Genomic DNA, 13496 nt, shown 5'->3' on the forward strand with positions numbered 1-13496 from the left:
TGCACGGCGGTGCCGGCCTTCGAGACTCCTCTCGAAGCCCGGCACCGTGCGTTCGGGGAAGGGTTCCTGCGCTCAGGCCGCCCTTCCCACTCCACGGCCACAGGCCGCCACCCAGGAACGCCCGGACTGATGGGCCTTTCTCCCGGTGGCCCTCGCGCGACCCGGGCGAGGGCCACCGACCACGACTTCCTCATCCCGCCACCGTGCGGAGACGGCCTCCTGCCTCGTCGGGTCGGTCCGACGAGGCAGGAGGTCAACGGCTGCGGGGTATGCGGTGGCGGCCCGGGCGTTGCCGCTGGTCGGGGGTGGGGTTGGTCTCGGGGCTGAAGTGGCCGGCCGGGCGGGCGATCCAGGTGTACTCGGTGGTGCCGTCGGGGAGGCGGCGCAGTTCCCAGCGGCCGTGGCGGGTGATGGGAGGGGGAGGAGGGGTGTCCTCGATCCGCAGGCTGGTGACCACGCCGACGACGACGGTCGTGATGGCGAGCGCGAGGAGGACGGCGAAGGCGGTGCCGACGAGGAAGCTGCTCATCGGGGGCGGTCGCGCCTCTCGGTGTCGCGGAGGAGGTCGAGGAGGTTCAGGAGGGTCGAGACGGGCGCGTTGCCGAAGTCGACGAGGGGGCGGCCCTCGACGGTGGTGCCGTTGGTGGCGGCGGATCCCCACTGGATGCCGAACGGGCGGCCCGCTTCGTGGAGTTCGCGGAGGAGCGCGGTGACCTCGGGGTCGGTGTAGGTGCGGAGGACGGGGTCGTCGGGGGCGATGGGTTCCCGGCTCACGCGGCGGCGTCCAGCTCGTACCAGACGACCTTGCCGTTCTTGGTGGGGTCGGCGCCGAAACGGTGGGTGAGGGAACGTACGAGGTGGAGCCCTCGCCCGGACGCCTCGTACGGGTCGGCGGAGAGGCGGGGTTCGGGGAGGGTGGGGCTGTCGTCACACACCGAAACGCGCAGGGTGCGGTGGAGGACGACGACGATGACCAGCGGAGCTTGGCATCCGGCGTGCCGCCAGGCGTTGAAGTACAGCTCGTGGAGGGCGAGTTCGGCGTCGTGGATGGCGTCGGGGTGCCACCCGGAGGAGGTGAGGGCACCACGCAGTTGGTCACGGGCGGCGGACCAGTCGGGCGGGTTGAAGGCACGCATAGGAGACCTCCGAGGAAGGTGGGGTGAGGGGGAGTGGTGGGCGGGCACGCCGTCGTAAGTCGGGGCGGACTGAAGCCGGCTGCACTGCGGGGCAGGAGGGCAGCAGGCGCCTGCCGCCCGGATGAACGAGCGGTACTGACGATCCGTCGGATCACTGTGAGACAGGCCATAGCCGACAGGACCTTTATTTATAGGTCCATGGGAGGAAGTTCCCTCTACCGTGTACTCCGAGCCGGGATGGACCTGCCCGCTGCCAGGGCGGCACACTGATCGAGCACCGGTAGAGAGGACGTCATGGCCCTTCGCTCCAACCCGACCCTCCGTCAACGACGGCTCGGAGCCGAGCTGAGACGGATGCGCGAGCAGGCGGGTCTCGGCGGTAGCCAGCTCGCTCGAATCCTCGGCATCAGTCCTGCCCAGGTGAATCAGATGGAGATGGCTAAGATCGGCGTCAGTCCGGAACGTCTCCGACTGGTCGCTTCGGCGTGCAACTGCGCCAATGAGCCGCTGATCGACGCCCTGGCGCACATGGCGACGGAACGGGGCAAGGGGTGGTGGGAGGAGTTCCGCGGAGTCCTGACGACCGACTTCCTGGAGGTCGCCGAGCTTGAGGCCCATGCCACACGGCTGACGTTCTGCACCACTGCCTACATGCCGGGCCTGCTCCAGACGAGCGCCTACGCGTCGGCGGTCTTCGCTCGGTTGTTTCCCCCACTTTCCTCGCACGAGATCGACACCAGGACCACGTTTCGAATCAGGCGCCAGGAGATCGTTCGCTCCGGTGTCACCCCGCTGCGAACGTTCATCCACGAAGCTGCGCTGCGCATGCAGTTCGGCGGACCCAAGGTGCTCGTGGAGCAACTCGGGGTACTCCTGGCCGATACCGAGCGGCCCGGGATCTCTGTGCGCGTCGTGCCGTTCACCGTCGACACCTTCCCGGGAGCCGGCGAGAACCTCACCTTCGCCGAAGGGCCGATTCCTGAACTGGACACCATCGAGATGGATGTCTCCCAGGGCGCGTTGTTCCTCGATTCGCCAACCGATCTGGCCAACCATCGAGCGATCTTCTCGCGCCTCGACTCCACGGCCCTCGCCGAAGATGAGTCACGCGAGTTCATCCTGGCTGTCATGAAGGAAGTGAAGCCCACCAATGTCTGAGTCCACGTGGCGGAAGTCCAGCTTCAGCGCTTCGAGTAACGAGTGTGTGGAGGTCCGTACGAGCGGTGGGTTGGTCGAGCTCCGGGAGTCCGACGACGGCGACATCATCATCCGCACCACTCCGGGTGCCTTCGCCGATCTCCTGCGAGCGATCAAGGCCGGCGAACTCGACCACCACGCGTAGTCTTTGTGGCCCGCGCTCGAATCGAGCCCGGGCCACCGAACGAACCTTCAAGGGCCGCTCAGTAGCCGAGTTGTGGAGGGGAACGATGTCTGATCGGAATTGGCAGAAGTCCAGCTTCAGCGGAGACCAAGCCAACTGCATCGAGGTCCGTGGAGGAGCCGGGCTGGTCGAACTCCGGGAGTCCGACGACGGCGACGTCATCATCCGCACCACTCCGGGTGCCTTCGCCGATCTCCTGCGAGCGATCAAGGCCGGCGAACTCGACCACCAGGCGTGACTTCTGCGGCGCCTCGCTCTCCCGGAGCGAGGCGCCGCCTGTCCTTCGACCTCCCGCCCCTCACTCTCAGGATCCTCTGAACCCCCGTGTGAAAGTGAAGCGTGCACAGGAAGTCGACCGGTCCGACTTCCTGTGCACGATGGCTTCGGCTCGTGGCGTTCGAGCGGCCCCTAGGTTCTCGCGCTTTCGGAGGGGGCTCGCCAACGCTGTTCAGGTCCTTGGCCGCTGTCGCCGATGCTGTTCGTCGAGGCGGGCGTCTCGGTGGTGGACATCCTGTGCGTTGGCCAGCCACCAGGGCCGATCCACGCTCGCCTCCTCCAGATCGGCGAGACGCGCGAGAGCGTGGGCGAGAAAGCCCAGGGGGAGTCTCACGGAATGCTTGAGCACGTAGTGTCCGAGGCCTTCGGGCCAGATGAACTCGCCATCGGTCAGTTCTGCGCTGCCATTGGCGATTCCGCAGATCCGACACCGTGAAACGCCCATGAACTGGCGGGTCGGCTGTCCGCCCGCCAGGTAGTCGAAAACCATCAGTCGCTCCGACTCGCTCCAGTCCGGGTCGATCAGAGCCGACGGATTCGGAAGGTCGGGGGACTCCGGCGAGGACCAGAATCCGAGTGCCCTGAAGTGCATTGCGCAGCGAGTCCTTTCGAAGCATCGGCCTGAAAGGCGCCGGGTGCACAGGAAGTCGGCCGATCCGACTTCCTATGCGGGGAGTTGGCCCGGTGCCTCGGCGGGTTTTGCCGCGCCGGCGGCTTCGAGGCGGCGGACCAGTTCGCGCAGGGCGCGGAGCTCGCGGTCCAGGGCCTGCGCGCCCTGCGTGGTGAGGGTGATCCAGGTGCGCGGCCGGCGGCCGGCGTAGCCCTTGTTCACCACGATCAGGCCGGAGTCCTCCAGGACCTTCAGGTGCCGGGACAGATTGCCGTCGGTGAGGCCCAGTTCCTGCTTGAGGAAGCCGAACTCGACGCTCTCGGCCTCGCGGGCGACGGTCAGGACCCCGAGCCGGACCCGCTGGTGGACGGTGTCGTCCAGCTCCAGGGTCGGGTGCGGCCGCTCGGCCTCGTCCTGTTCCTCGTCGCCCGTTCCACCGGGCACCTGCGCAACGCTCATGGGGTGACCGTACGGGACGGTGCCGGTTCGCGCCGGGCCGCGGCCCACTGGGCCAGCCCGCCGGCCAGCAGGATCGCGGCCAGCAGCAGTGCCTTGGGCTGCGCGCCGTCGGTCCAGCCGCCGTCGCCGCGGTCGAGCCACGGCAGCCAGCCGCTGTCCCAAGCCGCCGAGAGGTAGCCGGTCAGCAGCGCGGTGTGGGCGAGGCCGGCGCCGGCCACGAGCGGGCTGCGCTCGGTCAGGCCGAGGACGAGCAGACCGATGCCGACCACGTACCAGGGCGAGGCGTAGCTGTTCGCGAGCAGGGAGAGCGTGAACGGCGTCCGGTCGGAGAAGAGCAGCGCGAGCAGCACGGCGGTGACCAGGACGCCGGCACCGGCCGTTGCGCCGAGCCAGGCGTTGCGGTGCGGGACGATGCCGCGTGCCTCGCCGCGCCGCTTGTACCAGCGGGCCAGCACCAGCCAGGCCAGCGGGAGCAGCGCGAACCAGATCCCCCAGCCGAGGAAGCGCAGGACCGCCCCGTCGAACTCGTGGGCGTCGCAGGGGGCGTCCGGCGCGTGGACCACGCAGAGGTCGGTCAGCTGCGCGTAGGCGAAGGCGGGATACGACTCGATGCTCCGGCCGTTTGCGCCGAAGTTGTAGGCCTCGCGGGCGAACGGTACGGCCGCCAGTGAGAGCAGGCCGAAGCCCAGCAGCGGCACCCCGGCGCCGCGTAGCCGGGTGCGGGTGCGGGACCGCAGCCCTTCGGTGGCGGCCAGCAGTTCGGCCGGGTCGCCCCGGTGCAGTGTTTCCATGATCCACCCCTGGTGTGCTTGATCGTGAGAGTCACTTTGCATCGCAAAGTGCATTGCGGTCAAGAGTTCACGCCAGGGCAAAGCCATGAGGTGTCCGGGAACGCCGAAGGGGCCCGCCGCAGGTGCGGCGGGCCCCTTCGGACGGGTTCAGCGGGTGGCGGCCAGGGTCTCCAGGACGCGCTCCAGCGAGGTGCCGAGGCCCCAGCGGGCGGAGAGCTCCTCCAGGGTCATCGGGTCGAGCGGCTCGGACGGGAGGGCGGGGTCGAAGTCCGGGAGCGGCGCGTCGGAGGCGACCCGGACCACGGTCGGGGCGACGTCCAGGTAGGCCGAGCCCTCGACCAGGTTGCGGCGCCGGGCCGGGGTGAGCCGCGAGCCCACGTCGAGCGCGGCGGCGCGGATGCCGGCCAGGTCGCCGTACTCGTGGATCAGCTGGGCCGCCGTCTTCTCGCCGATGCCCTTGACGCCCGGCAGGCCGTCGCTGGCGTCCCCGCGCAGGGCGGCCATGTCCGCGTACTGCGCGCCGTTCACGCCGTACTTCTCCACCAGCAGGGCGTCGTCGGTGACCTGCAGGTTGCCCATGCCCTTGACCGGGTAGAGCACGGTGATCTCCCGTGCGTCGTCGACCAGCTGGAACAGGTCGCGGTCGCCGGTGACGATCTGGACCGGGCCGGTGGCGCGGGCGGTGAGCGTGCCGATCACGTCGTCCGCCTCGTAGCCGGGGGAGCCGATCCGGGCGATGCCGAGGGCGTCCAGCACCTGCTCGATCACGGGGACCTGCGGGGCGAGCGTGTCGGGCACCTCCTCCTCGCCGTCCTCGGCCGCCTCGGCGAGCCGGTGCGTCTTGTAGGAGGGGATCAGGTCCACCCGCCACTGCGGGCGCCAGTCGGCGTCCATGCAGGCGACCAACTGGTCGGGCCGGTGGTCGTGGACCAGCCGGGCGATGAAGTCCAGCAGGCCCCGGACGGCGTTGACCGGCTCGCCCTGCGGGGAGCGCAGGGTGTCCGGGACGCCGAAGTAGGCGCGGAAGTAGAGGCTGGCGGAGTCGAGCAGCATCAGTCGCGGTGCGGTCACCCTCCGATCATGCCGTACCGGGCGGACAGCCCGCCGGTTCCGGTGCGCGGGCCGGGCGCGTGGACCGGAACCGGCGGGCCGTCGGCCCGGGCGGTCTCAGTGCTCGTGCGGACCGGCCCGGTGGACGGGGCCGTGGGAGTCGGCGCAGTGCTCGGGGGAGAGGTCGCCCGGGGTGGTGATCTGGAGCAGTGCGCCGGCCTCGTCCTCGCCGACGTGGTCGACCTGGAGGGTGCTGTGCGAGATCCCGTACTCCTTGGAGAGCTTGCGCTGCAGCTCGCGGCGGACGGCGTGGCAGTCCCCGCCGGGGGTGACCAGGATGTGCGCGGAGAGGGCCGGCTGGTTGGAGGTGATCTCCCAGATGTGCAGGTCGTGGATCTCCTCGACCAGCGGCTGGGCGACCAGCCGGTCCGCCACCGCGTCCGGGTCGATGCCCGCCGGGGCGGCCTCCAGGAAGATCCGCCCGGAGTCGCGCACCAGGCCGATGCCGGCTTTGAGCATCAGCGCCACCACGATCAGCGAGGCGATCGAGTCGGCCCGGGCGAAGCCGGTGGTCACCATGACCACACCGGCGACGGCGGTCGCGATGAACGCGTACAGGTCGGTCAGTACGTGCTGGAAGGCGCCCTCGACGTTGAGCGAGCTGCGGTTGGCCTTGGACATGCACCAGGTGGCGGCGATGTTGACGACGATCCCGATCAGCGCGGTGACCAGCACCAGCGTGCCGGCCACCTCCGGGGGCTCGAACAGCCGGGTGATCGCCTCGTAGCCGAGCCAGGCGGAGAGGACCAGCAGCGTGACGCCGTTGGCCTGCGCGGAGAGGATCTCCGCGCGCTTGAGTCCGTAGGTGTAGCCGCCGCGGGCCGGGCGGGCGGAGAGCCGCATGGCGATCAGGGCGAGCACGATCGAGGCGGCGTCGGTGAGCATGTGCGCGGCGTCGGAGATCAGTGCCAGCGAGTCGGCGGCGAAGCCGACCGCCACCTCGCCGGCCATGAACACCACGATCAGTGCGAGTGCGCTGAGCAGCCAGCGGCGGTCGGCGTCGGCGGCCACGCCGTGCGAGTGGCCGCCGTGGCCGCCGTGCGCCTGCTTGTGGTCATGAGCATGATCATCATGGGAGTGCTCGTGCCCGGCCATCGAAGTCCTCTCCTGGACGTGCGGGGGTGGGGAAGGGGGCGCAACTGCCCTGCCTCCGAAAGTGAACCTCAGATCGAACGAAGATCCAAAGGCTGCACTGGAGACCGTTGTCATTGCCGTGCCGTAACCCCCGCCCGGTATCCTCGCGCCGCCGTCGAACAGGGGAGTCGCGCATGGACCGGACCGGTCGGGTGAGTCTGGGCGTGGTGGCCCGGGAGTGGGGCCGGATCGGGGTGCTCGGCTTCGGCGGGCCGCCCGCGCACATCCTGCTGCTGCGGCGGCTCTGCGTGGAGCGGCGCGGTTGGCTGACCCCCGCCGAGTTCGAGGACGGCATCGCGGCGACCAACCTGCTGCCCGGGCCGGCCTCCACCCAGCTGGCGGTGTTCACCGCCTGGCGGCTGCGCGGCACGCCCGGCGCGCTGGTCGGCGGGGTCTGCTTCATCGCCCCCGGGCTGGCGCTGATCCTCGCGCTGGCGGTGCTCTTCCTGGCCGGCGACCCGCCGCTCCCGGTGCTCGGTGCGGCGGCCGGCGCCGGGGCGGCGGTCCCGGCGGTAGCCGCCCAGGCCGCCACCTCGCTGATCCCCGCGAGCTTCGGCCGGGCCGGGCGGGGGCGGGCCGCCCGGGCCCGCTGGACCGGGTACGCGCTGGCGGGCGCCGTGGCCGCGATCGCGACCGGGCCCTGGCTGGTGCTGGTCCTGGTCGCGTCGGGGCTGGCCGAGGCCGCCGTCCGGTCCCGGGCCGGCGGTCTGCGGCCCGGAGCGGCCGCCGGACTGCCACTCGCCGTCGGGCTGCCCGCGCTGGGCGGGCTGGGCGCGGTCGCCTGGGTGGCGTTCAAGGTGGGGGCGCTCTCCTACGGGGGCGGCTTCGTGATCATCCCGCTGATGCGGGACGACGCGGTCAACCGCTACCACTGGATGACCGACGGACAGTTCCTCAACGCCGTCGCCCTCGGCCAGGTCACCCCCGGCCCGGTGGTGCAGACCGTCGCCGTGGTCGGCTACGCGGCCGCCGGGATCGTCGGAGGACTGCTGGCGGCGGCGGTCGCCTTCGCACCGTCCTTCCTCTTCGTGATCCTCGGCGGCCGGCACTTCGACCGGCTCCGCGCCGACCGGCGGGTGCAGGACTTCCTCACCGGCGCGGGGCCGGCCGTGATCGGCGCCATCGCCGGATCGGCCGTGCCGCTGGCCGCCGCGCTGGACCACGCCTGGCAGTGGGGCGTCCTGGCCGGGGCACTGCTCTGGCTGGTCGCGGCCCGGCGCGGAGTCGTGCTCGCCCTGCTGGCCGCCGGAGCGGCCGGCGCGCTCGCCTCGGCGGCCGGTCTGCCAGTGGCGTGAATCCTCCGGAAGGGGCTCACCCGACCGGGTGAAGCCGGTTTGCGCGCCCCCGTGCGCCTGCGCAACGATCGGCGCCCGTGAAGATCACCACGGCGGAAGCCGTCCACTGGCTCGTCGAGCTGGAGCCCGCCGCCGAAGAACTGATGAATCGTCACATCGACTCGGCGCGCGAGTGGTTCCCGCACCAGTACGTGCCGTGGAGCCTCGGCCGGGACTTCGACGGCCCGCTCGACGGCGAACCCTGGCGGCCCGAGCACTCCGCACTCGCCCCCGCCGTCCGCTCCGCCCTGGTGGTCAACCTGCTCACCGAGGACAACCTCCCCGGCTACCACTGGACCATCGCCTCGCAGACCTCCCGCGACGGCGCCTGGGGAGCCTGGCTGCACCACTGGACCGCCGAGGAGGACCGGCACGCCGCCGCCATCCGCGCCTACCTGCACGCCTCCCGCGCCGTCGACCCGATCGCCCTGGAACGCGCCCGGATGGCCCAGGTCGCCGCCGGCGCCGTCCCCGAACCGGCCGGCGTGCTCGGCATCGTCGCCTACGCGGCCGTCCAGGAGCTCGCCACCCGGGTCAGCCACCGCAACACCGGCCGGCTCAGCGGCGACCCGGTCTGCGACCGCCTGCTCGCCAGGGTCGCCCAGGACGAGAACCTGCACATGGTCTTCTACCGCGAACTGCTGCGGGCCGCACTGGAACTGGACGCGGACCGGGTGCTCGTCACCCTCGACGCCACCGTCCGCGGCTTCGCCATGCCCGGCCAGGGCATGCCAGGCTTCGCCCGCCTGGCCGGGGAGATCGCCGTCGCGGGCGTGTACGACCTGCGGGTCCACCACGACGAGGTGCTCGTCCCGCTGCTCCGCTCGCTCAAGGTCCTCGAACTGACCGGCCTCGGCCCCGACGGTGAGCAGGCCCGCGAGCGGATCGCCGCGCACCTGGAGGGGCTCGACGCCCGGGCCGCCCGGTTCGTCGAACGCCGCGACCACGCGCTCGCCGTCCGGGCCCGCCGTGAGCAGGCCGCCACCGCCTGAGGCGTCCAGCCGCACCGCCGGGCCGCCCGGCCGCCGTTCCGTCCAGCCCACGCGGCGCCGGCCCACGCGCCGCCCGTCCCGCGTCGCCCTCCCGGTGCCGCCCGCCCGACCCCGAACAGGAGAGGCATGACCACCACCACCGTCGGCACCAGCGCCGCCGACATCGAGTTCCACTACGACCTCGGCAACGAGTTCTACGCCCTCTGGCTCGACGAGACGCTCAGCTACTCCGCCGCCGTCTGGGACGGCATCGCCCCCGGCGAGCCCGACACCACCGCACTGCCCCGCGCCCAGCGCGCCAAGCTCGACCTCCACCTCGACCTGGCCGGCGCCACCTCCGACGCCGGGTTCCGCCTGCTCGACGTCGGCTGCGGCTGGGGCGGCCTGCTCACCCACGCCGTCCTCACCGGCCGGGCCGGCGAGGCCGCCGGGCTCACCCTCTCCCGCGCCCAGCACGCCCACGTGCGGGCGCTCGGCCTGCCCGGCGTCGACGTCCGGCTGGAGAGCTGGGACGGCCACCGCCCCGAGCGGCCCTACGACGGCATCGTCTCGATCGGCGCCTTCGAGCACTTCGCCACCGCCGACATGGACGCCGCCGAACGGCTCGCCGCCTACCGCGGCTACTTCGAACGCTGCCACGGCTGGCTGCGCCCCGGCGCCCGGATGTCGCTGCAGACCATCGCGTACGACGGCGTGGCCGGGGGCGACGGCCCGGTCGGCTCCTTCGTCGCCGCCGAGATCTTCCCCGGCGCGGTGCTGCCCCGGCTCGGCGAGATCGTCACCGCCTGCGACCCGTACTTCGCGGTCACCGCCGTCCGCGCCTCGGCCGAGGACTACGCCCGCACCCTGGGCGCCTGGTCCGCCCGGCTGCTGCGGGCCCGCGCCGAGGCCGAGGAACTGGTCGGCCCGGACGGCTTCCGCCGCTACCGCCGCTACCTGCGCGCCTGCGAGGTCACCTTCCTGCGCGGCGCCGCCACGCTCTACCGGATCGGCTTCCGGCGGCGCGACGAACCGCTCCGGCTGCCGGTCTGAGGCCCCCGTGGACCCCTCGACCGGAACCGGAACCGGAGAAGGCGGGCCCGGACCGGAAGCCGCGCCGTCGGCCGGATCGTCGGCCGACCCGGTGACCGCGCCGTCGGCCGGGCCGGTGGCCAGGCCGCGGGCGTGGGCGGCGGTGGCCGTCGTCTGCGCCGCCCTCTTCCTCCTCGGACTCGACTTCACCGTCCTCAACGTGGCGATCCCCGGCCTGCGCGCCGACCTCGGCCCGACCCTGGCCGAGACCCAGTGGATCGTCGACGGCTACGCGCTCGCGCTCGGCGGCTGCGTGCTCGCCGCCGGAGCACTCGGCGACCGGTACGGCCGCCGGAGGGCCTTCGCCACCGGGCTCGCCGTGTGCGCGCTCGCCTCGGTGGCGGGCGCGCTCGGCGACGGCCCGGCCCCGCTGGTCGCCGCCCGCTGCGCGATGGGCGTCGGCGCCGCCCTGTTCATGCCCGCCACGCTCTCCACCGTCGTGCACGTCCTGCCCGGGGCGGACGACCGGCGGCGGGCGATCGGGCTCTGGGCGGCGGTGGCCGGCGTCGGCGCGCTGTTCGGCCCGGTGGTCGGCGGCTGGCTGGTCGAACGGCACGGCTGGCAGGCCGCGTTCTGGCTCAACGTCCCCGTGGTGGCGGCGATCCTGGCGGCCACCCCGGTGGTCCCCGAGTCGCGCGACCCCGAGGCGCGGCCGCTGGACCGGCTCGGCGCACCGCTCTCCTGCGCCGCCCTGCTCGCCCTGGTCTGGGGGATCATCGAGGCGCCCGGGCGCGGCTGGACCAGCCCCGAGGTGCTCGCCGCACTCGCCGCCGCCGGGCTGCTGCTCGCCCTCTTCGTGCTGCGCCAACTCCGCTGCGCCGCGCCGATGGTGCCGGTCCGGCTGCTGCGCGACGGGCCGGTCTGGCCGGCCACGCTCTGCCTGGCGCTGATGTCCTTCGCGATGTTCGGCGCGATGTTCCTGCTGACCCTCTACCTCCAGCAGGTCCGCGGCCTCTCGGCCTGGCAGGCCGGGGTGCGGATGGTCCCGCTCTCGCTGGGCCTGGCGGTCGGCGCCGTCCTCGGCCCGGTGGTCGCCCGGCATGCCGGCGCGCGCGTCCCGGTGGCCGCCGGGCAGCTGCTGATCGCCGCCGGGTTCGTCCAACTCGGCCGCCTCGGCGTGGAGTCGGGGGACGCGCCGGTGTTCGCCTTCGAGGCCGTCTCCGGGTTCGGCGCCGGGCTGCTGGCGCCGGTCGCCACCGAGCTGGTGATGAGCGCCGTGCCGGCCGCCATGGCCGGGGTCGGATCGGCCCTCAACGACGCGACCCGGCAGGTCGGTTCGACCCTCGGCGTGGCGGTGCTCGGTTCCGTGCTGGCCACCGCCGCGACCGTCGCTCCCGGCACGGCCGACGCGGCGACCGGTGATCCGGCCGCGTTCACCACCGGGCTCACCGCCGCCGCCCGGGTCGGCGGGGCCGTGGCCGCGGTCGCCGTCCCGCTCGCCTGGTTCCGGCTGCCGGGCCGCCACCCCGTGCCCGGGCCCGTCCTCGTCCCCGAACCGGACTGAACGGCCCGGCCGTTCACACCTTCCTCGCCATCGAAAGGAACGCCCCATGTCCGATGCCTTCACCGTCCTGCGCGACTGCCTGGTCGAGGAGTTTGACGTCCCGGCCGAGCTGGTCACGCCCGACGCGACGGCGGCCTCGCTGGAGCTGGACAGCCTCGCGCTGGTCGAACTCTCCCTGCTGGTCGAGGAGCGGATCGGCGTCACGGTCAGCGACATCCGGCCGGACTCCACGCTCGGCGGGCTGCTCGCCCACGCCGACGGCGTCCTGACCGTCGGCGCCGTCCCGCCGTCCGGCCCGCCCTCCGGGACGGCTGCGGAAACGGCCGCGGGAAGGGCTGCGGGGACGGCCGCGGGAACGGTGCCGGCTCCCGGTGGCGTCCCGCTGGCCGGCGCCGATCTGACCGCGGGCGCCGTCAGTTGAGCGCTCACACGGCGGCCGCCCGGTCGGTGGCGGTGACCGGGCTCGGCCTGGTCACCCCCGCCGGCTTCGGCGTGGCGGCCGGCTGGGAGCACCTGCTCGGCGGCGGGCCGACCGCCCGGGCCGACCCGCGCCTCGCCGGGCTGAACGTCGACTTCTCCTGCCAGGCCGGAGACTTCGACCCGGTCGCGCTGCTCGGCGGACGGCTGGCCCGGCGGCTCGACCGGTTCGCCCAACTCGCCGTCCTGGCCGCCCGGGAGGCCGTCGCCGACGCCGGACTCGACCCGGCCGGATGGGACGCGGACCGGGTCGGCGTGGTGCTCGGGGTGAGCGCCAGCAGCACGGACACCCACGCCACCGAGTACGGACGGCTCGCGGACGGCCGGCCGGACCGGGTCTCCCCGCTGATGGTGCCGCGCTCCATCCCCAACATGGCCGCCGGCGAGGTCGGTCTGGACCTCGGCGCGCGCGGGCCCAACCTGGTCACCAGCACGGCCTGCGCGTCCGGCACCACCGCCCTCGGCATCGCCTGCGACCTGCTCCGGGCCGGCACCTGCGACGTGGTGCTGGCCGGCGGCGCGGAGAGCGGCCGCACCCCGATGGTCGCGACCTCCTTCGACCGGCTCGGCGCGCTCTCCCGCCGCCGGCACGACCCGGCCGGCGCCTCCCGGCCGTTCGACGCGGACCGGGACGGCTTCGTGCTCGGCGAGGGCGCGGGCGTCCTGGTGCTGGAACGCGCCGCGGACGCCCGGGCCCGCGGTGCCCGCCCGCACGCCCACCTGGCCGGCCACGGCTCCGCCGCCGACGCCCACCACTTCACGGCGCCCCGCCCCGACGGTGCGGGCCTGGCGCGCGCCGTCCGGGTCGCGCTCGCCGACGCCGGACTGGCCCCGCACGAGATCGGGCACGTCAACGCGCACGGCACCGGCACCACGCTCAACGACCTCGCGGAGGCGGCCGCCCTGCGGCAGGTCTTCCGCGAGCCGCCCCCGGTCACGGCGGTCAAGAGCGTGATCGGGCACTGCCTGGGCGCGGCCGGCGCCATCGAGGCGGCGGTCACCGTCCTGACCCTGCAGCACGGACTGATCCCGCCCACCGCCAACCTCGACCGGCCGGACGACGCGATCGACCTCGACGTGGTCACCAAGGTGCCGAGGCGCGTGCGGCTCCAGGCCGCCGTCTCGGTCTCCAGCGGGTTCGGCGGCCAGAACGCGGCCGTCGTCCTGACCTCCGGCTGACCTCCGTCCGAACGCCCCTGCCCGTCTGCCCGTCTTCCTGCC

17 protein-coding genes are annotated in these 13496 nt (G+C 73.2%); 9 read left to right on the top strand and 8 right to left on the bottom strand.

Going from position 1 to position 13496, the window contains the following annotated elements:
• Positions 1–253: 253 nt before the first annotated feature.
• The 3 genes from AC067J_RS16430 to AC067J_RS16440 are packed head-to-tail and all read right to left on the bottom strand — an operon-like array spanning position 254 to position 1136.
• On the bottom strand, positions 254–529 hold the full coding sequence (locus AC067J_RS16430) for a hypothetical protein (protein ID WP_478299695.1): 276 nt from the start codon (positions 527–529) through the stop codon (positions 254–256).
• Positions 526–774: a hypothetical protein gene (locus AC067J_RS16435; protein ID WP_478299697.1), complete on the bottom strand. Its 249-nt coding sequence runs from the start codon at positions 772–774 to the stop codon at positions 526–528. The genes AC067J_RS16430 and AC067J_RS16435 overlap by 4 nt, the downstream gene beginning before the upstream one ends.
• Positions 771–1136 carry an ATP-binding protein gene (locus tag AC067J_RS16440; RefSeq protein ID WP_478299699.1) on the bottom strand — a complete coding sequence of 122 codons (366 nt, stop codon included), beginning with the start codon at positions 1134–1136 and terminating at the stop codon, positions 771–773. Before AC067J_RS16440 ends, AC067J_RS16435 begins: the two co-directional genes overlap by 4 nt.
• Before the next feature lie 294 nt (positions 1137–1430).
• On the opposite strand from AC067J_RS16440, the gene AC067J_RS16445 reads away from it, so the two are divergent.
• From AC067J_RS16445 to AC067J_RS16455, 3 genes are all read left to right on the top strand, one after another.
• Positions 1431–2294 carry a helix-turn-helix domain-containing protein gene (locus AC067J_RS16445; RefSeq protein WP_478299701.1) on the top strand — a complete coding sequence of 288 codons (864 nt, stop codon included), beginning with the start codon at positions 1431–1433 and terminating at the stop codon, positions 2292–2294.
• Positions 2287–2478 (top strand): DUF397 domain-containing protein, encoded by a 192-nt coding sequence (locus tag AC067J_RS16450; RefSeq protein ID WP_478299703.1) that lies wholly within the window; start codon positions 2287–2289, stop codon positions 2476–2478. The genes AC067J_RS16445 and AC067J_RS16450 overlap by 8 nt, the downstream gene beginning before the upstream one ends.
• 85 nt (positions 2479–2563) lie before the next feature.
• Positions 2564–2755 (top strand): DUF397 domain-containing protein, encoded by a 192-nt coding sequence (locus AC067J_RS16455; protein ID WP_478299705.1) that lies wholly within the window; start codon positions 2564–2566, stop codon positions 2753–2755.
• Positions 2756–2965: 210 nt separating this feature from the next.
• Here the strand turns inward: AC067J_RS16455 and AC067J_RS16460 are convergent, their stop codons facing one another.
• The 5 genes from AC067J_RS16460 to AC067J_RS16480 all read right to left on the bottom strand — a co-directional run bounded on the left by AC067J_RS16460 (position 2966) and on the right by AC067J_RS16480 (position 6858).
• Positions 2966–3283 (bottom strand): hypothetical protein, encoded by a 318-nt coding sequence (locus AC067J_RS16460; protein ID WP_478299707.1) that lies wholly within the window; start codon positions 3281–3283, stop codon positions 2966–2968.
• A 174-nt stretch (positions 3284–3457) separates the two neighbouring features.
• Positions 3458–3862: a winged helix-turn-helix domain-containing protein gene (locus AC067J_RS16465; RefSeq protein WP_478299709.1), complete on the bottom strand. Its 405-nt coding sequence runs from the start codon at positions 3860–3862 to the stop codon at positions 3458–3460.
• Entirely contained in the window at positions 3859–4653 is a 795-nt protein-coding gene (locus AC067J_RS16470) for a hypothetical protein (RefSeq protein ID WP_478299711.1), read from the bottom strand. Before AC067J_RS16470 ends, AC067J_RS16465 begins: the two co-directional genes overlap by 4 nt.
• Before the next feature lie 147 nt (positions 4654–4800).
• A complete protein-coding gene (locus AC067J_RS16475; protein WP_478300089.1) occupies positions 4801–5706 on the bottom strand; it encodes a 5'-3' exonuclease in 906 nt (301 codons plus the stop codon).
• Positions 5707–5820: 114 nt separating this feature from the next.
• Positions 5821–6858, bottom strand: coding sequence for a cation diffusion facilitator family transporter (locus AC067J_RS16480; protein ID WP_478299713.1), 1038 nt, complete (start codon positions 6856–6858; stop codon positions 5821–5823).
• A 173-nt stretch (positions 6859–7031) separates the two neighbouring features.
• Between AC067J_RS16480 and chrA the strand changes: the two genes are divergently transcribed.
• The 6 genes from chrA (at position 7032) to AC067J_RS16510 (ending at position 13454) form a co-directional block, all read left to right on the top strand.
• Positions 7032–8192: a chromate efflux transporter gene (chrA, locus tag AC067J_RS16485; RefSeq protein ID WP_478299715.1), complete on the top strand. Its 1161-nt coding sequence runs from the start codon at positions 7032–7034 to the stop codon at positions 8190–8192.
• Positions 8193–8269: 77 nt separating this feature from the next.
• Complete coding sequence (locus AC067J_RS16490; RefSeq protein ID WP_478299716.1) at positions 8270–9223, top strand: acyl-ACP desaturase; 954 nt, start codon at positions 8270–8272, stop codon at positions 9221–9223.
• 126 nt (positions 9224–9349) lie between these two features.
• Positions 9350–10255, top strand: coding sequence for a class I SAM-dependent methyltransferase (locus AC067J_RS16495; protein WP_478299718.1), 906 nt, complete (start codon positions 9350–9352; stop codon positions 10253–10255).
• A 91-nt stretch (positions 10256–10346) separates the two neighbouring features.
• Positions 10347–11798 (top strand): MFS transporter, encoded by a 1452-nt coding sequence (locus tag AC067J_RS16500; RefSeq protein ID WP_478299720.1) that lies wholly within the window; start codon positions 10347–10349, stop codon positions 11796–11798.
• Between the two features lie 46 nt (positions 11799–11844).
• Positions 11845–12219, top strand: a complete 375-nt coding sequence (locus AC067J_RS16505; RefSeq protein WP_478299722.1) for an acyl carrier protein — start codon at positions 11845–11847, stop codon at positions 12217–12219.
• The gene (locus AC067J_RS16510) at positions 12216–13454 is read left to right on the top strand and encodes a beta-ketoacyl-[acyl-carrier-protein] synthase family protein (RefSeq protein ID WP_478299724.1); all 1239 of its coding nucleotides are present in this window, start codon (positions 12216–12218) and stop codon (positions 13452–13454) included. The genes AC067J_RS16505 and AC067J_RS16510 overlap by 4 nt, the downstream gene beginning before the upstream one ends.
• Positions 13455–13496: the final 42 nt, after the last annotated feature.

Source organism: Kitasatospora sp. NPDC042419, from assembly GCF_056437345.1.

What these genes read in the sequence shown, in the direction of transcription:
- AC067J_RS16495 (WP_478299718.1), top strand. Translation starts at nt 9,350, where the DNA reads ATGACCACCACCACCGTCGGCACCAGCGCCGCCGACATCGAGTTCCAC.
- AC067J_RS16430 (WP_478299695.1), bottom strand. Translation starts at nt 529, where the DNA reads ATGAGCAGCTTCCTCGTCGGCACCGCCTTCGCCGTCCTCCTCGCGCTC.
- AC067J_RS16480 (WP_478299713.1), bottom strand. Translation starts at nt 6,858, where the DNA reads ATGGCCGGGCACGAGCACTCCCATGATGATCATGCTCATGACCACAAG.
- AC067J_RS16445 (WP_478299701.1), top strand. Translation starts at nt 1,431, where the DNA reads ATGGCCCTTCGCTCCAACCCGACCCTCCGTCAACGACGGCTCGGAGCC.
- AC067J_RS16455 (WP_478299705.1), top strand. Translation starts at nt 2,564, where the DNA reads ATGTCTGATCGGAATTGGCAGAAGTCCAGCTTCAGCGGAGACCAAGCC.
- AC067J_RS16460 (WP_478299707.1), bottom strand. Translation starts at nt 3,283, where the DNA reads ATGGTTTTCGACTACCTGGCGGGCGGACAGCCGACCCGCCAGTTCATG.
- AC067J_RS16470 (WP_478299711.1), bottom strand. Translation starts at nt 4,653, where the DNA reads ATGGAAACACTGCACCGGGGCGACCCGGCCGAACTGCTGGCCGCCACC.
- chrA (WP_478299715.1), top strand. Translation starts at nt 7,032, where the DNA reads ATGGACCGGACCGGTCGGGTGAGTCTGGGCGTGGTGGCCCGGGAGTGG.
- AC067J_RS16465 (WP_478299709.1), bottom strand. Translation starts at nt 3,862, where the DNA reads ATGAGCGTTGCGCAGGTGCCCGGTGGAACGGGCGACGAGGAACAGGAC.
- AC067J_RS16505 (WP_478299722.1), top strand. Translation starts at nt 11,845, where the DNA reads ATGTCCGATGCCTTCACCGTCCTGCGCGACTGCCTGGTCGAGGAGTTT.
- AC067J_RS16450 (WP_478299703.1), top strand. Translation starts at nt 2,287, where the DNA reads ATGTCTGAGTCCACGTGGCGGAAGTCCAGCTTCAGCGCTTCGAGTAAC.
- AC067J_RS16440 (WP_478299699.1), bottom strand. Translation starts at nt 1,136, where the DNA reads ATGCGTGCCTTCAACCCGCCCGACTGGTCCGCCGCCCGTGACCAACTG.
- AC067J_RS16475 (WP_478300089.1), bottom strand. Translation starts at nt 5,706, where the DNA reads ATGCTGCTCGACTCCGCCAGCCTCTACTTCCGCGCCTACTTCGGCGTC.